The organism is Microcystis sp. MC19, assembly GCF_003019735.1.
In the GTDB taxonomy this organism is placed as follows: Bacteria; Cyanobacteriota; Cyanobacteriia; order Cyanobacteriales; family Microcystaceae; genus Microcystis.
Window position 1 is genome coordinate 2,495,901 of the sequence record NZ_CP020664.1, and the last position, 23,282, is coordinate 2,519,182.

Sequence of the window (23,282 nt, forward strand, 5' to 3'; positions counted from 1 at the left end):
TTTTTTGAACTAAAAACCAGTAAAAAAAGCTTTTATTCTCTCAATATAAATTAATTTTTTATCGCTTTTTTTATTAATGATGTGCTGAATTATCCGATGAATCTATTTCTTGATTGATCCGAGATATTTTCTTACGACCTTTAATATATTTGGCTAAAGGTTGTTTTTTCTTCAGTCGTTTAATGCCACTTAAAGTGCAGAGAGTAAAAAAAGTTCCCACGAGAACCATCTGCCATAAACCGCAGCCAGAAGCGGCCCCTAATCCTGCTGCTAACCAGATAGTCGCCGCCGAAGTCAAGCCTTTTACTTGTATCTTATTTAGTTCCCGATGGGATTGTTGTAGGATGATTCCCGCCCCTAAAAAACCGACACCAGAAGCGACCCCCTGAATAGTGCGACTGAGAGCATTAGAAGACGCATAACCCACATCTCCTTCCGCTTGTAGGGGAATCATGACAAACATGGCAGCCCCGAGACTAACGATGATAAAAGTTCTCAATCCGGCGGGACGACCGCCTCGCTGTCGGTTATAACCAATCAGACAGCCGACGGCCATAGCCATACTCAGCCGAAAAATAATCGTTTGCCAATCTTCCGAGTTAAAAAACATTGCTTAACCTAACAAATGAGATAAAAACTTCGCCTAACCAATCAAAGCCTTTTCCAGATCCCGCTTTAAATCGTTCCTATTCTCGATCCCGATCGATAATCGTAGTAAAGCTGGTGTTATACCTCGTTTTAAGCGTTCTTTTTCCGGCATTGAGGCGTGAGTCATCAAAGGGGGATAACAGACCAAAGACTCCACACCACCCAAACTTTCTGCCAGTAAAAATAATTGCAATCGCGAGGCAAAAGCCGTCGCTGCCGTTAATCCCCCCTTTAACCCGATGCTAATCATGCCGCCGAATCCCGACATTTGTTGACGGGCGAGACTATGCTGGGGATGACTGGGTAAACCGGGATAATAAACTCGATCGATCTTGGGATGATTAGCCAGAAAATAGGCGATAAATAGGGCATTTTTCTCGTGTTCCCGCATCCTCACCGCCAGGGTTTTTAATCCTCGCAGAACTAACCAACTATCGAAGGGACTAGGAACCGCACCGATCGCATTTTGGTAGAATTTAAGAGGCTCGTAGAGAAGAGGATCAGAAGTAATCACCGCCCCACCGATAATATCGCTATGACCACTCAGGTATTTAGTCGTACTATGGACAACGATATCGGCCCCTAATGTTAGGGGTCTTTGGAAGTAGGGAGAAGCAAAAGTGTTATCCACCACCAAAATTAGGTTATGTTTCCTGCTAATCGCTGCTAAAGCTTGAATATCGACAATTTTTAAGAGAGGATTGGTGGGGGTTTCAATCCAGATTAATTTAGTATTCGGTTGCATCGCCGCCTCAAAAGCGGCCAGATCGTTAATATCGGCATAGGTTGTGCTTACACCCCAATTAGTGACCACTTTCTCCAAAAGACGATAGGTTCCACCGTCGAGATCGTCTCCAGCAATTAGATGGTCGCCGTTTTTTAAGAGACTTAAAACCGTGGTAATGGCCGCTAATCCCGAAGCGAAAGCTAATCCATATTGGCCCTCCTCCAAGGCAGCCAAAGCCGTTTCTAGGGCCCGGCGCGTCGGGTTGCCGGTCCTGAAATATTCATCGCTTCCGGGTTGACCGATTTTTTCCTGTTGATAGGTGGAAGTGAGATCAATGGGAACCGTTACCGCCCCATGGCTAGAGTCTGGTTCTTGCCCCCCATGAATCGCCCTCGTTTCAAATTCCATTAATTTATTGTCCTATTAGTCGATATCTTCGAGGTCTTTAAACAGGGCCGTGCTGAGGTAACGTTCCCCGAAACTAGGCTGAATCATGACGATTAATTTATCTTCGTTTTCGGGTCTTTTGCCCACCTGAATCGCCGCCCATAAAGCGGCCCCGGCCGAGATGCCCGATAGTAGTCCCTCCTGACGAGCTAACCGTCGCGCGTAGGCGAAAGCCTCTGTATCATCGACGATAATCACCTCATCGATTAATTCCGGTCGGAAAATTGCCGGGATAAAACCGGCCCCGATGCCTTGGATTTTGTGCGGCCCGGGTGGCCCCCCCGATAACACGGGACTATTAGAGGGTTCAACTGCGATCGCTTGAAATTGGGGACGACGGGGTTTGATGGTTTCGGCAATACCGGTAATGGTTCCCCCGGTTCCCACGCCACCGATAACGATATCTACCAGGCCGTCGGTATCGGCCCAGATTTCCTCGGCAGTGGTTTCTCGGTGAATTTTCGGGTTAGCCGGGTTGCGGAACTGTTGCAAACTATAGGCGTTGGGGATGTTTTCGACTATTTCCTCGGCCCGGGCGATCGCTCCTTTCATGCCTTGGCTACCCGGGGTTAATTCTAATTGCGCCCCGTAGGCTTTTAACATCGCCCTTCGTTCTAAACTCATGGTTTCGGGCATAGTCAGGATTAAGCGATAGCCTTTGGCAGCGGCTACCATGGCCAGGGCGATGCCGGTATTGCCGGAAGTGGGTTCCACCAGAATTGTTTTATCGGGGTGAATTAGTCCGGCGGCTTCAGCGTCCTCCACCATACTGACCCCGATGCGATCCTTAACCGAGGCGGCGGGGTTCATACTTTCCAGTTTGACGACGATGCGGGCTTTTACTCCCTCTGCCACTGGGATTCGATTCAGTTGGACTAGGGGAGTCCGTCCTACCAATTGGGTGATGTCTCTTGCGATCGGCATAATCCCACTTGCTTTATACTTGTTGGCTATTTTTGATTATATATGTATTTAAGATGTTTTACAATACTTTTTAAGTCGGAGTACACTGCAAAATGCTGGTGTTGGCACCTCTGATCACAACGTCGGCGGGGATTATCCCTGTCGATTTTTTTGCCTTGCCACTTTTTTTGTATATCGAAGCACAATCGATAAAATCATCTTGGGAAATTTCTCTTAATTTAGTTAACTATTATTAGTATATAAAAGCACATCTCTTTAAATAACTTAAAGGAATTATTAGAGATATGAAAAGAGCGATACTTTTTCTTAGTATAGGGTTACACATTTAAGAAAGTTTTCTGAGATTTATCCTAAAAAATTATTTTTTTGCTGCTTTTTTAGGAAATAATTTTTAATAAACAAAGGTGTAAATATAGTTTATAAAATAATTCATGGCAAAAACGAAATATTACTGTAAAAGGGGATCAAGGCTAAATTCAATTAACAAGAATTGTTCCTCGATATACAAAAAAATCTGGCCAAGGGAGAGTAAAACTTTTTTCAAGGACGATAGTATAGTCCCAAGAAAAAAACTCCTAGATACTTTATCGGAAAAAATAAAGAAAAGCCAGAGAAATCAACCTCGATATTTTGCCGAAACCAATCATCATTATAGGAGATGAAAACTATGGTGTTAGATGCCTTTGCCAAAGTCGTTTCTCAGGCCGATACCCGGGGGGAATACCTGAGCGAGAATCAAGTCAATGCCCTAATTGCCTTCGTCAAAGATGGTAATAAACGCGTGGATGTAGTCAATCGTCTTTCCAGTAATTCTTCTGCGATCGTTACCGATGCCGCGCGTAGTTTGTTTTCAGAACAGCCCGTTTTAGTTGCTCCCGGTGGCAACGCCTATACAAACCGTCGTGCCGCCGCCTGCCTGCGGGATTTGGAAATTATCCTGCGCTACGTTACCTATGCCACCTTCACCGGCGATGCCAGCATCCTCGATGATCGCGCCTTGAACGGTCTCCGGGAAACCTACGTCGCCCTAGGAGTTCCGGGGGCTTCTGTTGCGGCCGGAATTCTCAAGCTCAAGGACGCTTCCCTTGCCCTAGCGGCCGATCCCAACGGGATCACTCGCGGGGATTGCAGTTCTTTACTAGCAGAAGTCGCTTCCTACTTCGATCGAGCGGCGGCGGCAGTTTCCTGATGCTGTGACTTTCTTCTCTCAATCCGATTAAACTTTTGTAGGAGCAATTCCATCAATGACCAAGACACCTTTAACCGAAGCGGTGGCTACTGCCGATTCCCAAGGCCGTTTTCTCAGCAGTGCTGAATTACAAGTGGCGTTCGGTCGTTTCCGTCAGGCCGCCATCACCCTAGAAGGGGTAAAAATCCTCGCCCAAAAGGCCCCCAGTTTAGCCCAAGAAGCAGCCAACGCTGTCTATCAAAAATTTCCCTACACCACCCAACTCCAGGGGCCGAACTATGCCTACGATGAGCGGGGGAAATCCAAGTGCGTTCGCGATATCGGCTACTATATCCGAATTATCACCTATGCCCTCGTGGTGGGGGGTACAGGCCCGATCGATGAATATCTAGTCGCCGGTTTGAGTGAAATTAATAGTGCCTTTGAACTATCTCCTAGCTGGTATATCGAAGCCTTAAAATACATCAAAACCAATCACGGATTAAGTGGGGATGCTGCTGTAGAAGCTAATTCCTACATTGATTATGTGATCAACGCCCTTAGCTAATTCCCGTCAACTTCACGTCAACATAAGCTCAAATCTCCTAAATTCACCTCGGGATGAGCGCCGAGGTTTTTTTGCGTCCGTCTAACTTGGTCGTCCTCGGGAACCTACCCTAACAAAAAAACCATCTTGGGCAAGATGGTTAAACACAACGAGTATAAACCGACAAACTTGACTTTAGACTGCTTTTTCTGGCCCGGTAGCGACGGGCAGATCCGTGGTACTGTACTCTGTCCAAGAACCCTCATAAATTCGCACCTTGGGATAACCGAGCAGATGTTTGAGGACAATATACTGTAAAGTCGCTTCCCGTCCGGTACTGCAACTGACGATAATATTATCCGAGGGCTTGATGTTGCGTTGGGCAAGAATCTTCCTGATTTCGTCTAAAGATTTCAATTTATGAGGATTTTTCAGGGATTCATCCGGATTATTCGCTTCCGTAAAGGTCGGCCAGGGTATATTTTTCGCCCCCGGAATATGACCATTTCTCAGCCAGATATCCTGTTTCCCCTGAAAAAGTTCTTCGGGTCTAGGATCGATAAAAACCACATCGGGTTTGCCGAGCAATTTCTCTACTTCTGCTAAATTTACCCGAATCGAGGGATTATCACGGACAGTAAAGCTCCCGGGTTGATATTTAGGGAATTCTTTAGTTACCTTTTGTTCGGAACCCTTATAACCCTTAAAACCACCATCTAAGACCGCCACATTTCGGAAACCCGATCGCTCTAGTAAATAGGCGACCATGGTTGCCCCCAAGACATCGCGACCATCGGAATATACCAGCACTAGATCGCCGTTAGTGATTCCCGCAGCGGCAAAGAGACTGCCAATTTTATCCTCTTGCCAATATTGAACCGGCAAAAATCCGTTTGGACCACGAAAATTATTGTCGGCTATATTCACCGCTTTCGGTAAATGACCGGTGATATATTCCAAAGGGTTAATCCGCACATCGAGAATTTTTAACTTCGGATCGTTGAGATTTTGTGCTACCCACGCCGGCGATACAAAGTCTATCTTAGTCTCAGATTTAGACGTGGCCATCAGGGGCGATGACGGGGCTAAGGTAAAGGTTAAAATGCACAGAAGAACTAAAGTGAAAAAAGCAAGGGGACGGCTGTGAAACCGTCCCAGGGATAGACCCTTCCCTTGACGCAGTTTTGGTTTCATGATTCAGTGTCAGCGACGAGTATCAAACGATAATTAATATAGGGCTTTGATTAGCTTTTTCCAAAAATTTAGGTATAACGTGATATTTTTTTTGCAGCAAGTAGGCCGATTAATTATTAATTTCTTCTTGGGTGTTGATCGCCTTGGGTGTCTTTAATAACTGTTGCCACCAGATATGAACTAGGAGGGACCAAGCGATCGCTAAAAGCCAAGCGGCAAGGATATCACTAGGAAAGTGAACTCCTAAATAAAGACGAGTCCAAGCAATAATCAAAACCAAGGGAATTCCCAGTAAAACCACCCCGAAAAACCAGCGCGTTCTCCAAGATAGGATCAGTAAAGAAACCACTAACAGGGAACTAAATAAAGCATGACCGCTAGGGAAGGCAAAATCATCGGGTAACGGATAAAATAACTGCCAAAATTGCGGGCGATTTCGATGAAAAAAAATCTTGAGATTATAACTAATTGCCCAACCTCCCGCCATAGTCACAAGGAGATAAGCGAACCCATACCAGTATTTTTTGAGGGCAAAAATCAGCAGTGAAATTGTTAGTATCGGAGCTACTCCCCAATAAGTGCCTAATCCCGTTAGTTTTATGGCCAAAAAGTTTAGGTTTAAATTAGTAGTTTGATGAATAGATAGCATTAGGGATTTTTCCCAAGCAAATCCTTGGGGATGCCGCTCAACAGCGAGCGCTAAATCCGTAAAAGTTAGCGATGTTAACAAGATGGCTAAGAAAATTAAGCTATTGTTTAAGTAGGTTTTGGGAATCACGGGGAAAAAGTGGCGATCGAGGATAACAGGGGCATTTCTAATACCTGAAAATGAATTAAGACCAGAATAACTAATGTATAGGCAGTCGAGGAAAGTAATCCATTTCTTAATTCTTTTTGCCAATGGCGTTCTTCTTTCTCTCCACCGATTAATTCTTTCGTTCCGAACTGCATCAGCAGAATTCCCACCAGATTGGATAACCAATAACCAACCATGGCCGCTGGTAGAAAAAAATCGGCGTGCAAGCAGGCAATTAAACGACCGAAACCGTAGGCGATCGGCAGATTAAAAATTAGATCGTTCCACCAACACAGGGGCGATAATAAGTAACCGATCAATACCAAGGTTCCGTTTTTGATTTTGTCCAGTAGATACATCTTTTTTTTAGTTACTAACTATCAGCTTTGTTTTTTTGGCCATCAGCTATCTAAGTAAGTAGCTGTTGAAAATTGTCAGATACCCCCCTTATTAAGGGGGGATTAAGGGGGGATCGGCACCCCCCTTATTAAGGGGGGATTAAGGGGGGATTAAGGGGGGATCAATTAATCAGAACCACTTACTTAGCTGACGGCTCACTACTAATTAACGCTGAATTTGGTCAAAAATCGCCCCATCAGCGAAGAATTTTTTCTGGATCGCATCCCAGCTACCAACCGCAGTATAGGGGAAAAGATTCGACACTTTTGGATATTGTTTACTAAACTCTTTAGCCACATTAGCATTAACGGGACGGAAACCCACCTTGGCGAATTCCCGCTGCGCTTCCGGAGTAAAGAGAAATTGGGCAAAAGCTGTCGCTACTTCCCGGGTTTTGCGTTTATCAACTATTTTATCGACTACGGCCACGGGCGGATCGATCGAAACATTGACCGGAGGAATAGTATAGGAAAAACCAGTTTCTCCTTTTTGACGGGCCAGAATCACCTCGTTTTCGTAGTTAAGCAGCACATCCCCCTGATCCTGTTTAAAGAAGACATCGCTGGCTTCCCGGGCATCTTTGGGTAGTACAGGCACGTTTTTATAGACATTGCGGACGAAATTGGTCGCTTGTGCTTCACTGCCGCCGGTCCGAGTTACCGATCCCCACAGGGCCAGAAAATTCCACCGGGCCACCCCAGAGGTTTTCGGGTTGGCAGTAATGACTTTAATCCCCGATTTGGCTAGATCTGGCCAGTTGCGGATTCCTTTGGGATTGCCCTGACGAGTAACTAAAGCGACCACGGAACGAGTGGCGATGGCATTGTTGGGTAATTCTTTCTGCCAACCGGGGTTAACTAAACCCGCTTTTTGCAAGCGTTCCACATCGGAACCGATGGCCAAATTTACCACATCTGCATCTAATCCGTCGATAACAGCGCGGGTTTGGGAACCAGAGCCGCCATAACTCTGTTTAATCACCACATCCTGTTTTTTCTCTCTTTTCCATTTGTTGACGAATAGAGGAATGATTTTTGAGTAGGCTGATTGAGTCACCGCGTAGGAAACCAGGGTGATTTCCACAGTTTTTTGTTTAGCTTGCTGTTTATCCGGACTTGCCAGCAGATTACTCGATGCCGATAGGGGACTAGAAGTTAGTCCGATTCCCGTTGTGACGACGGCAGCCGTAGCTAGAGAAATAAAAGGTAAGAGGGTTTTCGGTTTTGAGGATCTAGGATCAGGGATCACGATGTCATCGGCTCCTTTGTTTATTTATGGGAGATTGCTAAGTAGGTAGGCACAATTATTTGTAGGATGGGTTAGCGGTAGCGTAACCCATGCGGGCGTTGGGTTTCATGCTTCAACCCAACCTACGTTCATTTTATATTTAATTCCACCCACCTACTTAGGTATTTTCTCTGAGATTGTATTTTATATGAAATAAAAAACAATTACAATACATCAGAGAAAAATTATACTGTCTCAGTTGGGTTAGATGCCAATAAATTAAGCTATTAATGGCTTGATTAGGTCGAAAAACTAGAAATATTCGATTTATAGGGCTTAAATATGCCTTTAAATTCGCCTGAAGCCTCTTTATGCTTCCAGAATAGAGATTTTATCGTTTTTATGGAAAAGAAAAAATTTTTTAGCGATCAAAAACCTCTCCCTAGGTGGCTTCACCGGTGAAGTTAGCGGACTTTAAGTAGTCATGCAAAATTAATTACCCAAATAAAAAATTAAGAAGTATAATAAATAAAAAAACGAAGCAGCAGGAAAATACCATGAGATTGATTAGAGACCTAAACCCCGAGAGCCAGAAAATGCTAGAGAGAATTTATCGAGCTAGTAAACATCATCAAGTAAGAGAGCGAGCGAAATGTATACTCTTAAGTTTTCAGGGAACCACGATAGAAGAATTGAGCGGAATATTTGGAGTTACGAGAAAGACCATCTATAATTGGTTGACGGCCTGGGAAGATAGAAAACTAATTGGTTTTTATAATCGTCGAGGAAGAGGGAGAAAACCTAAATTGACAGAAGCACAAGGTCAACAAGTTATTGACTGGGTAAAAGAAGAACCGAAAAGCTTAAAAAAAATCCAGATAAAAATTGTAGAAGAATGGAAATTAACCGTAAGCAAAGACACGATAAAAAGACTCATAAAAAAAATCAACATGAGGTGGAAAAGGGTGAGAAGAGGGGTCGCCAAAACCCCTGATGAGTGGGAGCTTGAGGTCAAACTACCTATTTTAGAAGAACTAAAAAAACAGGAAAAAAGAGGAGAGATTGAGATAGGATATTTGGATGAAATGGGATGGGATTCAAAGCCTTGTATTCCTTACGCTTGGCAAGAAGAAAAAACCACGATAAAGTTACCACCAATTGAAGGTAAAAGACTAAATATTTTAGGAATAATGAAACGAGATAATCAATTATTTTATGAGACACAGGTCGGAACGGTTACTAGCGAGATAGTTATTAATTTTCTGGATAAATATTCCCAAAATATACAGAAAAAAACTGTCATAATAATTGACCAAGCTTCCATTCATACCAGCGAGGCATTTATGGAGAAACTTGAGGAATGGGAAAAGAAAAATTTGAAAATATTTTGGTTGCCCACTTATTCACCTCATTTAAATTTAATTGAAATATTATGGAGATTTTTAAAATATGAATGGATTGAATTTAGCGCCTATAAAGACCGAAAGAGCCTCCTCGCTTACGTTAAAAAAGTGCTGGACAATTTTGGAGGCGAGTATGTAATTAATTTTGCCTAGGTACTTAGCAACTATTACCCTAAAATTGAAGCGGTCTAACGACTTCCATCAATGTGCATGGTGCGTTCCCCAAAATCTATTGGTGGAGCAGTAGGACTTGCATTATCGCACTGAGACAGTCCAGTAGGGTGTGTTAGCGTCAGCGTAACGCACGAATTTTGAACATTATACCATTTCTCTAAATGAAAACTACACATCGAATTTAAATCCCCCTTTAAGTTCCCCTTTTTAAGGGGGATTTAGGGGGATTAAACTTCTGTAGTCAGACTTTGGAGAATTGGTATTAGATAAGGTGCGTTACATTTCATTAACGCACCCTACCAGGTCGGCGTACTGCTACGCAGTCCCTTCGGCATCGCACTTAGACTGACAGCTTCAATCAATGTGCATGGTGCGTTCTCAAAAATCCTGCATTAGGGAACGCACCCTACAGCGATTGCGATCTATTCAGAAACTTGCCGCATAACGGCTAAGTTATGCCGTGCATCTCACCGATAAGACTGCGATCGCCCTAATTTTTAAGCGTAGCCGACAATATCATGGAATGAATAACCGACCAACCCCCTTGTAATTATCAATATCTACAGCAATTTCGATCAGTCGTTCAGCGCAGCGCTCTCTATACTCAGCTTCACTCAAACGATCGAGATTTCCAATCGTCAACACTGGAAACGATTTCTCTGTGTTCTCTTCTCGCATAACCTGCTCAAGGGAATCATCACCCTTCATATTTCGGTTAGCAGTAAGAATCATCATCTCCTGTTCTTGAGCATAGCACCAGACTACGCGATCGCTACTTTCCATCGACAATCCAACCTCTCTAAAGGTGACAAATTGGACAGACTGAAACTCAAGCCAACCACGTTTTGCCAATATACCAAGAAAAATCAGCGCATAACCGTCGAGGTTGTAGTCAACTAAGAAAGTCATTGTTTTTGTGCGGCACGTCTGGCTCTCTGCTCCTCAAGCTTTGCCCAAAACGCTTCTTGTCCTGGTTTATGTGGCATTGCTGCAATTCGAGCAAAGCGTTCACGGTTACGATCTTCCCAGTACTGGCGAATTTCTTCCCTATTCTGAAGAACCTCTTGATATTCAACCTCGACCTGAGCTTGGTTTGCCTCAATGTAGGACAAAGCTGCGTCAATTTGCGCGTCCGTGAGGTTAAATGTGTCACGAATCAGTTTAGGAGGATAATCAGCTTTTAGGAGATCGATCACATCATAGAGGGTGATGCGCGTGCCAGCGATCGTCAGTCCTCGCTCTGTACGGATAATTTTCGCTTGTTGGTTTGCCGTCCAGGTCATTCCCTTAGCTCCTTAGAATCCACTGAATGGTCAATGGTTTCACCAGACAAATATTGGTCAATTTTTTCTGACCAATCAGGTTCACAGTTCATTATAGCCCGCCCCTTACGCGACAAGATCAGTGTACTGCTACGCCGTGCCTTCGGCATCCCACTTAGACTGACAGCTTCAATCAATGTGCATGGTGCGTTCTCAAAAATCCCGCATTAGGGAACGCACCCTACGGCGATTGTGATCGCACTATGACAAAGGTTTAATTGTCACTAATCCTCCAGCAAAACCCTGAATATTCAACTCATAGCCATCAAGTAAACCCATACCAACTAATGGATCGGGAGCATCTCACCTTTGCAATAAGTAGAAATGCTTAATGAGATCAATAAAAAAGTTAAAAAAGGCAACCATTTAGATAAGCACAGCGATGACGAAGGACTTGCGGTACATTACAAGATTGCCAACTTGCACCAGTAATTTTAAGACGATGAGCAATTTGTTTAATTTTTGATTCGACGGAGCCAGAGCCAATGGAAATCCCCTCTGCCTGCAAATAACCATAATTGACAATTCGATGTTTATGCTTGTTTAAATAAGTAATAAAATTCTCAACTTGCGGCTCTGACCATCCTTCACAACAAGAGATAGCGGCGTCCACGTCCCCCTTCCATAGAAAACATTTTACCTCCTCAATTCGCTGGAATGACCCGCCAACTTTATAGAGGTTTTCGATTAAATGATACCAATCCAATATTTCAATTCTTTCCTGTTTCTCTCCGATCTCACGAAATAAATTCCAGATACCATCATGTCCATCTCCTAAACAAATTAAAGGCTTGGCCAAAACTTGAGAATTAACCAAATCTAATAAAGCTGAGTTATCTTGAAAAAAAGCCGCTACCCCCAGTTGATGAAAACTCACTGCTTTATAATCACGCCAAATTAAGGCTTTTCCCTTGGCAGTTCTTAGTCGTACCTTACCGCCATCTAGGCTCATTTCTTCCACTTCCACTTCTGGGTTAGACGGTAATTCTTCAAAAGCATATCGATGTACGAGGCGTTGTTGGGTACTGTGAGAAACAGCAATCCCTGTCAATGATTTGATTTTCTGCGCCGATTTTTCGTAGGATTCATCGCCACTTAATAGCAAACAGTTCTTCTCTAACATTGGACTCATCTGAGTCCGAGACTTTATTTCTAATTTTTTCGCTTGTTTTTCTGTAATTGGTAATTCCCCCAAAATACTTTTCACTTTTCTCGTCCGACCGGCAGTTTCTTCTGTGCTTGTTTTGACAAAAAAATACCGATTTCTGGGTTAACATAATGAATCATTAAATCTCTGACTGTCTCCTCTATCTCTCCCAAGTTATTAAATTTCTTAATTTGGGATTGCTCATAGAGACATTGCCCTAACTCTTGACATAACTCTTTAATTCTTTTTTCATTTTCTGATAACATTGAATTATTCCTCCCATCGAGAGCTATTCTGAATTGTAAGTTATAACTATTATAATCTCATTTCTCTTTGTGATCAAGTTGAAGATTTTCTAGTTTTTGACTGCTATAAGTATTAATACTCATTGCATAAGTGAGATGCTCCCTAATGGAAATGGATCTGTCTCTGACTCATTGATTTCAATAGATTTGATCTGACCATCCCAGATCACAGTTGTCTCAAATACGTTAAACATACAGAGGCTTCCATCGCCCAAGATTCCCTCTTCTTGCATATACCACGTTAATCCTAGTGTTGTAATGATAGCGGAAGGCAACGTGAGAAATCCAGTGTAACCAGTGTCAATAACTGCTTTAATCGCTTGCCTCTGGTGATTTTCGCCTAGCACTACGAATTGAATAATTGCTTCTCGGCGCGAATTGACGCTCCCCATCATCATGGCGACACACTGGGGGAACGAAAGCCAAAACGATGGACGGCACGATGTCCAATGCGAATACCAAATATTTGTGCATCAGGAAAACGTATTAACAGTTGTTTAGCAGCTGTTAGGCTGTCGTCAGCCACTTCAAAAGCCCCTGTTTCGATGTCTATTGCTACAATCTTCCCATGATTCCCTTCCTCGATTTGGGAGCGTACCTGAGACTCATAGACTTCGTGTCCACGTCGGGCAAATTCTTCTTTGCTGTAGCGGGGTTGTCGAACTGTCATTGAAGCGACCCTGTGGCAACTTTTGCCCCTCTATTTTAACCTAAACATTGGCAATCTTCGCTAACATTCCTCAACTGGGCCCACAAGAGCAGCACCGCACCTAACCTCACAGCTTCAATCAATGTGCATGGTGCGTTCTCAAAAATCCTGCATTAGGGAACGCACCCTACAAGATCGGCGATCGCTACAATCGGAACGATCGCACTTGACTCGCTGGTCGGCATAACGGCAAAGTTGAGCCGCTGCCGGATTTCCTTTGCTCAAACATATCACTCTTGGGTAGTCGGCTCCAACGCCTTGTTAAACTGTTGTTGATGTTGCAGTGATACTAATTGTCTGCCACTCGCGACTTGTCTTTTCTGCCAATCAGCAAATATGGCTTTGAAATCATAATTAAAAGATTTAGCATGCTCTTCTCGTATTCTGTGCAATTCTTCAAGAATTTCATCTTCCCACATAAATTTACTCTCCCATTAATTCATAGGGTGTACAAATGGTCGGCAATTTATAGCCAAAATCACGGCAGATTTCGGTAAGCTTTTTTTGGATTTGAGCGTTAGCAATATGTTTACAGTTCCATGTTAGCAAGTAATCTAATCCATGAACGGTGGCTACGGCAATGTGAATAGCATCATCGGATGCTTTAGCGGGAAGATTACTTCTAGTGAGGAATTGCATTCCCAAGTCTTCTATAGTGTCGGTAAGCTCAAGCACAGAGAGACTTTGCAGAATCTCTAGCCTCTTGCTTGCCATTTCTGTATCACCCTGTCCCGCTTCATCTAAGACAACTTGCGAGATGTAAAGGGTAAATTGACTACGGCGAGTTTCCCACCATCTTCTGGTTATTTCCAAATTTGCCATGAAGATCAAGTTGTTGCTTGGTCTAACGGCTAGATAGCCAATAACACTGGTTTCAATATAGACGGTTTCCCTCACAGCACTTTCTGAATTTTATTTGTCCCTCATTCTATCGCATTTGAGCTTTATTTTGAGGGTTTGCGAGGGAATTAGTGCGTTACATTTCATTAACGCACCCTACGAGATCAGCGATCGCACTCCCCGTTAACGCTCCTTGCGCCTATCTGTTTTGGCTCTGATTGCGTCCTTGTTCCCCGCTTCAGATATGATGTAGTGGACTGTTTCAGCTAAAATAGGGCAATAGATTTCGGCTTAAAGTCTTAGATTATAGAATTTCTAGCATTTTTCTAATACACCAAATTAGCTGAAACAATCCAGTAGGGTGTGTTAGCGTTAGCGTAACGCACGAATTTGTTGATTATCATTCAAGTTGTACATTTCATTAATACACTCTACGATCCAAATGTCTAATTATCGAAGACCTCATGTATTTGGAGGGACTTTCTTTATTACTCAAGTCACTTATCAGAGAGAGCCTTGGCTTTGTTGTGATGTGGCTAGAAAAGCGCTTAGGCAAGGAATCGAAAAGGTTAGAGTGAAATATCCTTTTGTGATTGATGCTTTTGTTCTATTACCTGATCATTTTCATTGTTTATGGACGTTACCAGATGATGATCAAGATTTTTCGGTAAGGTTACGATTAATCAAAACTTATGTCACAAAGCATTATGGGCAGGCATTGGGGGTTAATCGTGAAGTTTCTCGATCGCGGCAAAAACGAGGAGAAGGGAATCTTTGGCAACGCCGATTTTGGGAGCATTTAATCCGAGATGAACAAGATTTTGCAACACATTGCGATTATATTCATGACAATCCAGTGCGGCATGGTTTCTGTGAAAATCCTCAAGATTGGCAATATTCCAGTATCCATCGGTTTATCGCTCAAGGAATTTATCCCCAGGATTGGGGTAGTGGTGAACGTATAGCCAAGCCTGAAGGTTTTTGGGATGATTAAGCAATATAAATGTATCAAATATAGTGGATTGTTTCAGCTAAAATGAGGCGATAGATTTCGGCTTAAAGTCTTAGATTATACAATTTCTAGCATTTTTCTAATACACCAAATTAGCTGAAACAGTCCAGTAGGGTGTGTTAGCGTCAGCGTAACGCAGGAATTTTGAACATTAGATAAGGTGCCTTACATTTCATTAACTGAAACAGTCCAGTAGGGTGTGTTAGCGTCAGCGTAACGCCGGAATTTTGAACATTAGATAAGGTGCGTTACATTTCATTAACGCACCCTAGGGCTGAAACAGTCCAGTAGGGTGTGTTAGCGTCAGCGTAACGCACGAATTTTGAACATTAGATAAGGTGCGTTACATTTCATTAACGCACCCTAGTGGACTGTTTCAGCTAAAATAGGGCAATAGCTCGAACAAGCAGAGGACATCAATCATGGGAAGAGGTCGGCGAGATAAAGTCAATCTAACAGGGGAACAAAGAGAAAACCTCGAACAAATCAGTCGTAATGGCTATGCACCGGCTAAAAAAATTCTCCACGCTCGGATTTTGCTGATGTGTGACGAGGGAGAACAGGCGAAAAGAAAATGGACAGATGAAGAAATAGCCGAAGCTTTAGAGGTCCATAGAAATACAGTGGGACGTATTCGTCAAAGATTTCTTCAAAAAGGCGAAAAACCAGCATTAGAACGGAAATCGAGAAAAACTCCCCCCACTCCAGCAAAAGTTGATGGAGCCGCCGCTGCCCAAATCATTGCCCTGTGCTGTTCGGAGCCACCATCTGGCCGAGCCGAGTGGACAATCCGACTATTAACCTCGGAACTCAAACAAAGACAAATTATCACCGAGATTTCCAGTCCAACGGTGTGGCGTACTCTAAAAAAAACCAATTACGCCCTTGGAAAACCCAAAGATACTGTATTCCGGAACAGGATTTAGCCCGATTTGTTGCCCAGATGGAAGTTGTCCTTGACCTGTATGGCACTCAGCCATCGGAAGAAGAACCGTTAATTGCGATGGATGAAGCATCAAAGCAACTACTTGGAGAAGTTTACCCTCCGATACCCATGCAACCTGGACAAGATAAAAAAGAAGACTATCACTATAGTCGTGAAGGGGTTCAAGCCTTGTTCATGTTTTTTGACCCCCATCGAGGATGGAGACGGGTGAGTAACCGAGATAGTCGAACCCGAATAGATTGGGCAGAAGAAATTCGTCAATTATTGGATGTGGACTATCCAAAGGCTCGAAAAGTCAAGCTCGTCTGTGATAATCTCAACACTCATAACATAGCCTCGCTTTATGAAGCATTTCCAGCACCCGTTGCTCATCGTTTAGCTAGAAGACTGGAAATTTATTACACACCTCGTAATGGTAGCTGGTTAAATGTAGCCGAAACTGAACTAAGCGTCTTATCGAGGCAATGTTTAGATAGAAGGATTTCTAGCAAGGAAGAACTGAAAAGGGAGATAGAAACATGGCAAAAAGAACGTAATCAGACTGCATCTACAGTAATATGGACGTTTACGACCAGCGATGCCAGGGTCAAGCTGAAACATCTTTATCCTGTGTTTGAGGAGGAGGAATCGGGAGAATCTATTGCACCAAATTAGCTGAAACAATCCACTAGGGCTGAAACAGTCCAGTAGGGTGTGTTAGCGTCAGCGTAACGCCGGAATTTTGAACATTAGATAAGGTGCGTTACATCTCATTAACGCACCCTACAATATCTCTTGACATTTAGCGAGGTTATCTGCTAGGATTGAGGCTGAATAACGTTTCCTTTCCTGGCAAAAATACCGAAAAACAATGACAAAGACAAATCTTGGTAAACACCAGCAATTCTCATTTTAAAAAGTAACAAGTGATACAGACAGAAACAAAGCTTTAAGCAAGCTACAAAATGCGCTCCCGCGAGTGCGACTGCATCGCAGAGAAGTGAGTATATAGAGTATTTATACTCAAAATATTTGAAAGATGGGAGAAATCTAGAACAAAAGTTCTCTACATCAGAAAGAGAACCAAATAAAAATTGATGATTGTTGTCTGTTGAGGTAAAATTATTAAGTTGGAAATATTAATTAATCAAACTGTTCTGCGATGACGAAAAAGGCTGTGACTTTAGAAATTCCTGAATTAATACAATTTTTAGTTCAAGAATTACATGACTTACCCGATGACAGAAAACCAGGAAACAATACCAAATATCAGGTAGAAGATGCAGTTAAGGCGGCTTTTTCGGTTTTTTTTACTCAGTCACCTTCTTTTTTAGAGCATCAACGTTTGATGAAAAGTAGTAAGGGAAAAGATAATGCTTCAAGTTTATTTGGTATCAAAAAAATACCTTGTGATAATCAAATCAGAAACCTGTTAGATCCTATCCCAGCTGCCACAATATTTGGCTCTTTTCAACAAGTCTATCAATGGTTAAAAAAACAGGGAGTTATTAAAAAATTTTTCTACTTAGATGAGGAAATTTTAATAGCTTTAGATGGTACGGAATATTTTTCTTCAAAGAAAATTAGTTGTCCCCATTGTAATTGCCGCAATGCTCGTAATGGAACGACAACTTATTTTCATGGTTGCGTCACGCCAATTGTGGTTTCTCCTGAGCAAAAACAAGTGATTAATTTAGAACCAGAATTTATTAAAAAACAAGATGGGCAGCAAAAACAAGATTGTGAAAATGCGGCTGTTAAAAGATGGTTAGATAAGAATCATCAAAAGAAGTATGGTTATCCTGTAACCCTGTTAGGAGATGACTTATACTCTCGCCAACCTATCTGTGAGTTAGCTCTAAAACAAGGTTATAATTTTATTTTTGTTTGTCTTGAAACTTCTCATAAAACCTTATATGAATGGCTAGAATTTTTAAAAAAAAGTGGAGAAGTTAAAGCCGTAGAAAAGAAACAATGGGATGGAGGAAAGAATCTCATTTATCGTTATCGTTATGTTTCTAGAGTTCCTCTGAGAGAGGTCGAGTCAAGTCTCGAAGTTAATTGGTGTGAAGTCACGGTCATTAATGAAAAAACACAGAAAATTATCTATCAAAATAATTGGATTACCAATCATGAAATTACTGAAAATAATGTTGAAAAAATTGTCAAAGCTGGACGCAGCAGATGGAAAGTTGAGAATGAAGGAAATAACGTTCTTAAAAATCACGGTTATAATTTAGAACATAATTTTGGTCATGGTCAAAGTCATTTATGCGAGTTCTTGTTGTCTTTAAATTTACTAGCTTTTTTATTTCATACCGTTTTAGATTTAGTTAATCATACTTATCAAAAGATTCGTGAGTTATTAGTTACTCGCACCAGTTTTTTTAATGATATTCGTACTTTATTAAAATATTTTTGGTTTAAGAATTGGTCAGAGTTTTTCTTGTTTATTCTTACCGAATATGTCCCGCTCAAAAAAATAAATTCTAGTTAAAAATGTCAATTTTTCGAGAGAAGGAAAGATTATTTTATTCATTGAAAAAACCAGAAATTAGGTCAGAATTTCAGCTAAATTTATGAGTTGAGATAAGTTTTTTATGGGCAGATATTTTAAAACTGTCTCTTGAAGCTAATTATGATGATTATCTTGAAAAAAAATGATAATTAGACAGAAGTTCTCTTGTTCACATAGAGAACTTTATCTTCTTTTGTTTTCAAAATGAGAATTGCTGGGTAAACACATGAACCGTGGACTACTAGCTGTGGCAAGCATTGGGGCGATTTTAACCCTCTCGGAAGTCGCTAATGCTGTCACTTTCACAGTGGCAGACTTCTCAACTCCTAATTTTACGGTCACTCTAGGGGACAAAGTTTTTTCCGACTTCCTTATCACTGGTACTTCAGTTGATCCACAAGACCAAATAACCATTGGCTTCGTTAGTGGTGTCTTCCAGTTAAACTACTCTGCTAGTCCTGGTGCCAATATGGCTTTGGAGACACCAGGCACCCTTAAATATAAGGTAACCATTCCAGCCACTTTCACCAACGAATTTGCTTCGGCTGGTACAAATGCACAGGGTAATACTATGGGGTCACCCTTCAGTAAATCACTTACTGCGACAAATTTAGATCCCAGTACTCTGGCGTTTATTTCAACTGGTCCCACCGTTACTGGCACGTTCAGTGCTGGCACAAAAGCCATTGACGTAACCTCCGCCTGGACTCTGAATGGCCCAGGCGCCTTTATCAACGGTTTCTCTGACCAGTACATCCAAAATCCTCCTAATCCGACTCCGATTGCGGTTCCTGAACCCTCTGCGGTTCTAGGTTTGGCCGCCCTTGGTTTGGCGGGTGTCGTGGGCAGATCTGTTTCAAGATCGTTACACAACAAGCAGCAATAGATCAATAAAGCATGAGGACACCTCGAATACATTTTGGTCGGTTTTTTTTAAATAACTGATACCATTTTCTTTGATTAGTCGCGGGTGTCCCACACCAGCGATCTGGGAGTGGCAGGGGGGTTGAGGGCAATTAATCATCTCTGCCATTATTTTAAAGATCTTTTTGTCCTACACTCTGATTTTCTTGCCAATATCTAAGGCATTTATTGCGAACAAACTGAACTGTCCGAATAGCCTCATCAATGGCTTGATATTGAGATGGTTTTCCTCCAAGCTTTGCGTATCGACCGAACTACCGCCAATTATTATAACATACTAAAATTAGGTTGACAACTGTTCTTAGTGGTGATTCACTGTTGCTATAACTGGCGGAACCTTTCATCTCATCGGTAAAACCGAGGGTTCCTTCAAGCCGACATTTTAAGTAAAGACCATCCTTGCCTACTTTTTCCATGATCCTAGCCGCCGAAACTGGACTAAAAACCGCTACTCTAGCCCAGTAGGGTGTGTTAGCGTCAGCCTAACGCAGGAATTTTGAACATTAGATAAGGTGCGTTACATTTCATTAACGCACCCTACAAGATCGGCGATCACTACAATCGGAACGATCGCACTTGACTCGCTGGTCGGCATAACGGCTAAGTTGAGCCGCCACGATTAGATTTGAGATTCTTGTGGTTCATCCTGTTTTGGTCGGCTCCAACGACTTGTTAGACCTTGCTTTGGTGGTAAGCTGACTACCTGCCTGCCACTTTCTGCTTGTCTTTTTTGCCAATCTACAAACATTGCATCCAAATCGTAGTTAAAGGATTTAGCGTGTTCTTCTCGAAATTTATGAATTTCATCTAAAATGTCATCTTGCCACATCGTTATAATCTCCTAAAAGTTCGTAAGGAGTACAAATTATGGGTAACTCGTATCCCAAATCAAGACTGAGCTCTGCCAACTTCCTCTGAATTTGAGCGTTGGCAATATGTTTACAGTTCCATGTTAACAAGTAATCTAGCCCGTGGACAGTCGCCGCAGCAATGTGAACCGCATCATCAGAAGCTTTGGCAGGAAGGTTGCTTCGTATAAGAAACTGGGCTGCCAAGTTGCGTACAGCTTGATTGAGTTCAACCAAAGGCATTTCATTGACAATTTCTAACCTTTTCAAAGCAATCTCTGTATCTCCCTTAGCGACTTCATCTAAAACAACCTGTGAAATATAGAGAACAAAATCATTACGGCGATTTTGCCACCAATCCCGTGTCGTTTCAATATTACCAGCAACAACCAAGTTTTTGGTCGATCTGGCTGTCACATAGCCAATAACACTGGTTTCAATATAGACGCTTTCACTCACGGCAATCTAGAAAATCTATCCAACGTCTATCCTACTGCATTTAATCTTGGTTTTGAGGGAGTTGGGTTTCCTGCCGTCAACCCAACCTTGTATATTGAGAGAGGTGGTAGACCGTCCCAACCTTGGTCGGAAAAGACCGCTTCGTAGCAAGGGTCACCACCATAATCTCCCTGACAAAACTCGAACAGTCGCCGGGGTCGTGGCGAAAACAATCAATTGTTAAGCTAAGAGACCGTATCGGGCAAGGATGAGTAAAATCAAGGGGATGCTCTCCAAAAGAACCATTAATCCCGCCAATTTCTCAGGTTTAATCATGGAAAATATCTCTCAATGGGTAGGCATTGACATTAGTAAAGCGACCCTAGATGTTTACCTTCGTCCCCTCAGTAAAGCGATGAAAGTTGCTAACACAAAGGAGGACATATCTAAACTGGTCGAAACCCTAAAATCCTACACTGTCAACCTCATCGTTCTGGAAGCAACAGGAGGTTTAGAAACTGAACTGGTGATTCAATTACAAGAAGCGGATTTACCTGTAGCCTTAATCAATCCCCGTCAAGGAAGAGACTTTGCTAAAGCCACTGGTAAATTAGCCAAAACCGATGCCATTGACGCTCAAATTTTAGCTCATTTTGGCGAAGCAATGCAACCGCAAATATTAGCGGTTGAGTCGGAAGAATCTCGTCAATTGGGCGACTTAATTAGTCGTCGCCGGCAACTTGTCGAGATGCGGACTGCCGAAAAAAACCGACGGGAACGCGCTCGCGGTAAAGCTTTGGTCGATATCGAAGCCCATCTTGAGTATCTCGATAACTGCCTCGAAAAACTCAATCAAGAAATTGAGGAATTGACCCAAGCTAACCAACAATGGCTCGAGAAAGTCAATTTACTCAAAACCGTGCCGGGGATTGGTCAAGTAATTTCTACTACTCTCGTCTCCGACTTACCAGAACTCGGTCAATTAACCGCCAAACAAATCTCTCGCTTAGTCGGTGTCGCACCGATTAATCATGATAGTGGTCAACATAAAGGTAAGCGAATGATTCAGGGAGGTCGCGCTCAGATTCGGGCGACTCTTTACATGGGAGCGGTGGTAGCTATGCGTCATAATCCGGTGATTAAAACCTTTTACGAACGCCTAGTCGGACGCGGTAAATCAAAAAAACTGGCTCTGACTGCTTGTGTGCGGAAAATCTTAGTTATTCTTAATGCAATGGTTCGCCAAAATCAGCCTTGGCAGCTTGCTGACAATTTACCACCTTGTTCCTAGAGATTCACACTTTTTGTTATCTCTGATCAAGGGTTGCGCTTGCTTTGGTTTAACCTGAGCGACTTAGTTTTTGCTGCGCTTTTTTCTGGCTTGAGATTTTAGGTTCGACAGCAACTCCTTGATTGTTTTTTGAGTTACCCCTTGACAATCAAGACAGTCGCTACAAGATCAGCGATCGCACTACTCAATTTTTGGAGTTTCTTGAGAACTATTGGGTTGCTGTTGACTTTTTGATTTTAACTTTTCACGGGTTTCCAAGAACCTTTTGCCTAAATCTGTAACCTCAAAATATTTAGTTAGATCAATTGAGCGTTTTCCATAATCACTCAATTGGATTAGATAGCCAACATATCCAGATTTCATCGCAATCAACTTTAAATCTCGTAAACGTCTTAACTCATCGCCAACCTTCTCTGATAAGTAGTCGTGCAAAATTAATTTCCTAGTGAAAATAGGCAAAAGGCAAAAGGCAGGAGGCAAGAGGTGGTTAGATATGTGTAATTAATTTTGCTTAGGTACTTATCATAAAAATCATAATTTGAACTTGTTTTAGAATGATAGTTAAGCTGATCGATCTTTTCGTAATCCTTCTCTCCAAGCAAAAAATTATACATAAATGCTTGTGTTTGTTCTAAATTCTCTTGTGTCTCTCCTAGATTTTTTTGTTGTTGTTCTAGCTGTTCTAGTTGTTGCGCTTGAAGCTCATCAATTTGTTTTTTCTGTTCATTAACTTCTTGCTTTAGTTGTTTAAACTTAGCCGTAACGCCACCATCCTTGGAAACACCAAAGTCCTCTAATCTGTTTAGTAAACCAGAGTTAAAGAGAAATACAAGAGCAATGAGTATAATATCAGGAGCTTCAATCCTTCGAGGTTGTCGCTTTTCTTCAAAGTACATTGGGCTAATTAGGCTAAAGATTAGATAACTCATTGCTATCAATGAAACAATTTCGATCCACCAATTTCTGGGATTCTTGTCTTTTCCACTAGGACTGATGATCGTTGACTGCTGTTCAATTTTATCTTGATTATTGTCTTCGCTCATAAAAACCTCATTTATAAGGACATATTGAAAAATTCAAGCTTGTTGAGGATAGGGGCAATTAATCGAGGTATCCTAAAGTTCAATTCAGTTCAGATCAAGTTCAAACTAATCAAAGCGAAAAGGGTTTAGCCGACATTCCGCAGGTTGCCGCCACGAATAGAGCAATTAATCGGAACTACTCTATTTCCAGCGTACTAAAGCAAATTAACGCCACGCATAAAAAGCATTTACTTGTACTTTCACGCTGTCTGTAGCGTCTACGGAATGTGGGTTTAGCAATGGTAAGGATAACTATATATTATGCGG

The 23,282-nt window shown here is 42.2% G+C and carries 26 protein-coding genes and 4 pseudogenes; 8 read left to right on the forward strand and 22 right to left on the reverse strand.

Going from position 1 to position 23,282, the window contains the following annotated elements; all coding sequences use genetic code 11:
* Positions 1-73: 73 nt before the first annotated feature.
* Genes B5D77_RS12610 through cysK form a run of 3 tightly spaced genes read right to left on the reverse strand, consistent with a single transcriptional unit; the run spans position 74 to position 2,746 of the window.
* On the reverse strand, positions 74-610 hold the full coding sequence (locus B5D77_RS12610) for an MgtC/SapB family protein (protein ID WP_008207374.1): 537 nt from the start codon (positions 608-610) through the stop codon (positions 74-76).
* Between the two features lie 33 nt (positions 611-643).
* Positions 644-1,783 carry a cystathionine gamma-synthase gene (locus tag B5D77_RS12615; protein WP_008207375.1) on the reverse strand — a complete coding sequence of 380 codons (1,140 nt, stop codon included), beginning with the start codon at positions 1,781-1,783 and terminating at the stop codon, positions 644-646.
* Between the two features lie 15 nt (positions 1,784-1,798).
* On the reverse strand, positions 1,799-2,746 hold the full coding sequence (gene cysK / locus B5D77_RS12620) for a cysteine synthase A (RefSeq protein WP_008207376.1): 948 nt from the start codon (positions 2,744-2,746) through the stop codon (positions 1,799-1,801).
* A gap of 670 nt (positions 2,747-3,416) precedes the next feature.
* On the opposite strand from cysK, the gene B5D77_RS12625 reads away from it, so the two are divergent.
* The gene (locus B5D77_RS12625) at positions 3,417-3,935 is read left to right on the forward strand and encodes a phycocyanin subunit beta (protein ID WP_002733930.1); all 519 of its coding nucleotides are present in this window, start codon (positions 3,417-3,419) and stop codon (positions 3,933-3,935) included.
* Positions 3,936-3,990: 55 nt separating this feature from the next.
* Positions 3,991-4,482 carry a phycocyanin subunit alpha gene (gene cpcA, locus B5D77_RS12630; RefSeq protein WP_002803130.1) on the forward strand — a complete coding sequence of 164 codons (492 nt, stop codon included), beginning with the start codon at positions 3,991-3,993 and terminating at the stop codon, positions 4,480-4,482.
* Between the two features lie 174 nt (positions 4,483-4,656).
* Here cpcA and B5D77_RS12635 read toward each other — a convergent pair whose 3' ends face one another.
* The 4 genes from B5D77_RS12635 to B5D77_RS12650 all read right to left on the reverse strand — a co-directional run bounded on the left by B5D77_RS12635 (position 4,657) and on the right by B5D77_RS12650 (position 8,098).
* Entirely contained in the window at positions 4,657-5,655 is a 999-nt protein-coding gene (locus B5D77_RS12635; protein ID WP_106908937.1) for a sulfurtransferase, read from the reverse strand.
* Between the two features lie 109 nt (positions 5,656-5,764).
* Positions 5,765-6,433 (reverse strand): phosphatase PAP2 family protein, encoded by a 669-nt coding sequence (locus B5D77_RS12640; protein ID WP_106908938.1) that lies wholly within the window; start codon positions 6,431-6,433, stop codon positions 5,765-5,767.
* On the reverse strand, positions 6,430-6,810 hold the full coding sequence (locus B5D77_RS12645) for a hypothetical protein (RefSeq protein WP_106908939.1): 381 nt from the start codon (positions 6,808-6,810) through the stop codon (positions 6,430-6,432). The genes B5D77_RS12640 and B5D77_RS12645 overlap by 4 nt, the downstream gene beginning before the upstream one ends.
* 205 nt (positions 6,811-7,015) lie before the next feature.
* Complete coding sequence (locus B5D77_RS12650; protein ID WP_106908940.1) at positions 7,016-8,098, reverse strand: sulfate ABC transporter substrate-binding protein; 1,083 nt, start codon at positions 8,096-8,098, stop codon at positions 7,016-7,018.
* Positions 8,099-8,634: 536 nt separating this feature from the next.
* Here B5D77_RS12650 and B5D77_RS12655 point away from each other — a divergent pair.
* On the forward strand, positions 8,635-9,633 hold the full coding sequence (locus B5D77_RS12655) for an IS630-like element ISMae24 family transposase (protein WP_106908334.1): 999 nt from the start codon (positions 8,635-8,637) through the stop codon (positions 9,631-9,633).
* Between the two features lie 537 nt (positions 9,634-10,170).
* On the opposite strand, the gene B5D77_RS12660 is transcribed toward B5D77_RS12655, so the two are convergent.
* From B5D77_RS12660 to B5D77_RS12695, 9 genes and pseudogenes are all read right to left on the reverse strand, one after another.
* Positions 10,171-10,563, reverse strand: coding sequence for a DUF5615 family PIN-like protein (locus B5D77_RS12660; RefSeq protein WP_106908941.1), 393 nt, complete (start codon positions 10,561-10,563; stop codon positions 10,171-10,173).
* Positions 10,560-10,937 (reverse strand): DUF433 domain-containing protein, encoded by a 378-nt coding sequence (locus B5D77_RS12665; RefSeq protein WP_061432720.1) that lies wholly within the window; start codon positions 10,935-10,937, stop codon positions 10,560-10,562. Before B5D77_RS12665 ends, B5D77_RS12660 begins: the two co-directional genes overlap by 4 nt.
* A 240-nt stretch (positions 10,938-11,177) precedes the next feature.
* Positions 11,178-11,270 (reverse strand): annotated as a pseudogene (locus B5D77_RS28095) (clan AA aspartic protease); the annotation flags it as partial.
* 55 nt (positions 11,271-11,325) lie between these two features.
* A protein-coding gene (locus B5D77_RS12675; protein WP_106908108.1) for an ISKra4 family transposase occupies positions 11,326-12,389 on the reverse strand; the annotation gives its coding sequence in 2 pieces (ribosomal slippage) (positions 11,326-12,233 and positions 12,233-12,389; 1,065 coding nt in all).
* A 152-nt stretch (positions 12,390-12,541) separates the two neighbouring features.
* Positions 12,542-12,826: pseudogene (locus tag B5D77_RS28100) on the reverse strand (clan AA aspartic protease); the annotation flags it as partial.
* Entirely contained in the window at positions 12,823-13,098 is a 276-nt protein-coding gene (locus B5D77_RS12685; protein ID WP_002733756.1) for a hypothetical protein, read from the reverse strand. The pseudogene B5D77_RS28100 and the gene B5D77_RS12685, both read right to left, overlap by 4 nt.
* A gap of 138 nt (positions 13,099-13,236) precedes the next feature.
* Positions 13,237-13,362 (reverse strand): hypothetical protein, encoded by a 126-nt coding sequence (locus B5D77_RS27745; RefSeq protein WP_255348744.1) that lies wholly within the window; start codon positions 13,360-13,362, stop codon positions 13,237-13,239.
* 5 nt (positions 13,363-13,367) lie between these two features.
* Complete coding sequence (locus B5D77_RS12690; protein WP_008195959.1) at positions 13,368-13,556, reverse strand: hypothetical protein; 189 nt, start codon at positions 13,554-13,556, stop codon at positions 13,368-13,370.
* 4 nt (positions 13,557-13,560) lie between these two features.
* Complete coding sequence (locus B5D77_RS12695; protein WP_008195957.1) at positions 13,561-14,034, reverse strand: type II toxin-antitoxin system VapC family toxin; 474 nt, start codon at positions 14,032-14,034, stop codon at positions 13,561-13,563.
* A 385-nt stretch (positions 14,035-14,419) separates the two neighbouring features.
* Here B5D77_RS12695 and B5D77_RS12700 point away from each other — a divergent pair, with 385 nt between their 5' ends.
* The 4 genes and pseudogenes from B5D77_RS12700 to B5D77_RS12715 all read left to right on the forward strand — a co-directional run bounded on the left by B5D77_RS12700 (position 14,420) and on the right by B5D77_RS12715 (position 19,318).
* Positions 14,420-14,971, forward strand: coding sequence for a transposase (locus tag B5D77_RS12700; protein ID WP_002759060.1), 552 nt, complete (start codon positions 14,420-14,422; stop codon positions 14,969-14,971).
* A gap of 440 nt (positions 14,972-15,411) precedes the next feature.
* Positions 15,412-16,589, forward strand: a protein-coding gene (locus B5D77_RS12705; protein WP_106908886.1) for an IS630-like element ISMae25 family transposase whose coding sequence is annotated in 2 segments (ribosomal slippage) — positions 15,412-15,853 and positions 15,853-16,589 — 1,179 coding nt in all. Because the reading frame shifts where the segments join, the coding sequence is not laid out codon by codon here.
* Between the two features lie 487 nt (positions 16,590-17,076).
* Positions 17,077-18,325, forward strand: a pseudogene (locus tag B5D77_RS12710) (ISNCY family transposase).
* 333 nt (positions 18,326-18,658) lie between these two features.
* The gene (locus B5D77_RS12715) at positions 18,659-19,318 is read left to right on the forward strand and encodes a PEP-CTERM sorting domain-containing protein (protein WP_106908943.1); all 660 of its coding nucleotides are present in this window, start codon (positions 18,659-18,661) and stop codon (positions 19,316-19,318) included.
* 154 nt (positions 19,319-19,472) lie between these two features.
* Here the strand turns inward: B5D77_RS12715 and B5D77_RS27225 are convergent.
* From B5D77_RS27225 to B5D77_RS12730, 4 genes and pseudogenes are all read right to left on the reverse strand, one after another.
* Positions 19,473-19,562 (reverse strand): annotated as a pseudogene (locus tag B5D77_RS27225) (transposase); the annotation flags it as partial.
* Positions 19,563-19,610: 48 nt separating this feature from the next.
* Complete coding sequence (locus B5D77_RS25865) at positions 19,611-19,772, reverse strand: hypothetical protein (RefSeq protein ID WP_159036963.1); 162 nt, start codon at positions 19,770-19,772, stop codon at positions 19,611-19,613.
* 203 nt (positions 19,773-19,975) lie between these two features.
* Positions 19,976-20,185: a hypothetical protein gene (locus tag B5D77_RS12725; RefSeq protein ID WP_002732654.1), complete on the reverse strand. Its 210-nt coding sequence runs from the start codon at positions 20,183-20,185 to the stop codon at positions 19,976-19,978.
* Positions 20,172-20,663 (reverse strand): type II toxin-antitoxin system VapC family toxin, encoded by a 492-nt coding sequence (locus B5D77_RS12730; RefSeq protein ID WP_106908944.1) that lies wholly within the window; start codon positions 20,661-20,663, stop codon positions 20,172-20,174. The genes B5D77_RS12725 and B5D77_RS12730 overlap by 14 nt, the downstream gene beginning before the upstream one ends.
* 313 nt (positions 20,664-20,976) lie before the next feature.
* On the opposite strand from B5D77_RS12730, the gene B5D77_RS26635 reads away from it, so the two are divergent.
* Complete coding sequence (locus B5D77_RS26635; protein WP_216362947.1) at positions 20,977-21,933, forward strand: IS110 family transposase; 957 nt, start codon at positions 20,977-20,979, stop codon at positions 21,931-21,933.
* Positions 21,934-22,113: 180 nt separating this feature from the next.
* On the opposite strand, the gene B5D77_RS12735 is transcribed toward B5D77_RS26635, so the two are convergent.
* Both B5D77_RS12735 and B5D77_RS12740 read right to left on the reverse strand, forming a co-directional pair.
* Positions 22,114-22,365, reverse strand: coding sequence for a hypothetical protein (locus B5D77_RS12735; RefSeq protein WP_106908945.1), 252 nt, complete (start codon positions 22,363-22,365; stop codon positions 22,114-22,116).
* 2 nt (positions 22,366-22,367) lie between these two features.
* Complete coding sequence (locus B5D77_RS12740; protein ID WP_106908946.1) at positions 22,368-22,976, reverse strand: hypothetical protein; 609 nt, start codon at positions 22,974-22,976, stop codon at positions 22,368-22,370.
* Between the last annotated feature and the right edge of the window lie 306 nt (positions 22,977-23,282).

What these genes read in the sequence shown, in the direction of transcription:
- B5D77_RS12610 (WP_008207374.1), bottom strand. Translation starts at nt 610, where the DNA reads ATGTTTTTTAACTCGGAAGATTGGCAAACGATTATTTTTCGGCTGAGT.
- B5D77_RS12615 (WP_008207375.1), bottom strand. Translation starts at nt 1,783, where the DNA reads ATGGAATTTGAAACGAGGGCGATTCATGGGGGGCAAGAACCAGACTCT.
- cysK (WP_008207376.1), bottom strand. Translation starts at nt 2,746, where the DNA reads ATGCCGATCGCAAGAGACATCACCCAATTGGTAGGACGGACTCCCCTA.
- cpcA (WP_002803130.1), top strand. Translation starts at nt 3,991, where the DNA reads ATGACCAAGACACCTTTAACCGAAGCGGTGGCTACTGCCGATTCCCAA.
- B5D77_RS12635 (WP_106908937.1), bottom strand. Translation starts at nt 5,655, where the DNA reads ATGAAACCAAAACTGCGTCAAGGGAAGGGTCTATCCCTGGGACGGTTT.
- B5D77_RS12645 (WP_106908939.1), bottom strand. Translation starts at nt 6,810, where the DNA reads ATGTATCTACTGGACAAAATCAAAAACGGAACCTTGGTATTGATCGGT.
- B5D77_RS12655 (WP_106908334.1), top strand. Translation starts at nt 8,635, where the DNA reads ATGAGATTGATTAGAGACCTAAACCCCGAGAGCCAGAAAATGCTAGAG.
- B5D77_RS12660 (WP_106908941.1), bottom strand. Translation starts at nt 10,563, where the DNA reads ATGACTTTCTTAGTTGACTACAACCTCGACGGTTATGCGCTGATTTTT.
- B5D77_RS12665 (WP_061432720.1), bottom strand. Translation starts at nt 10,937, where the DNA reads ATGACCTGGACGGCAAACCAACAAGCGAAAATTATCCGTACAGAGCGA.
- B5D77_RS12685 (WP_002733756.1), bottom strand. Translation starts at nt 13,098, where the DNA reads ATGACAGTTCGACAACCCCGCTACAGCAAAGAAGAATTTGCCCGACGT.
- B5D77_RS12690 (WP_008195959.1), bottom strand. Translation starts at nt 13,556, where the DNA reads ATGTGGGAAGATGAAATTCTTGAAGAATTGCACAGAATACGAGAAGAG.
- B5D77_RS12700 (WP_002759060.1), top strand. Translation starts at nt 14,420, where the DNA reads ATGTCTAATTATCGAAGACCTCATGTATTTGGAGGGACTTTCTTTATT.
- B5D77_RS12715 (WP_106908943.1), top strand. Translation starts at nt 18,659, where the DNA reads ATGAACCGTGGACTACTAGCTGTGGCAAGCATTGGGGCGATTTTAACC.
- B5D77_RS25865 (WP_159036963.1), bottom strand. Translation starts at nt 19,772, where the DNA reads ATGGAAAAAGTAGGCAAGGATGGTCTTTACTTAAAATGTCGGCTTGAA.
- B5D77_RS12725 (WP_002732654.1), bottom strand. Translation starts at nt 20,185, where the DNA reads ATGTGGCAAGATGACATTTTAGATGAAATTCATAAATTTCGAGAAGAA.
- B5D77_RS26635 (WP_216362947.1), top strand. Translation starts at nt 20,977, where the DNA reads ATGGAAAATATCTCTCAATGGGTAGGCATTGACATTAGTAAAGCGACC.
- B5D77_RS12740 (WP_106908946.1), bottom strand. Translation starts at nt 22,976, where the DNA reads ATGAGCGAAGACAATAATCAAGATAAAATTGAACAGCAGTCAACGATC.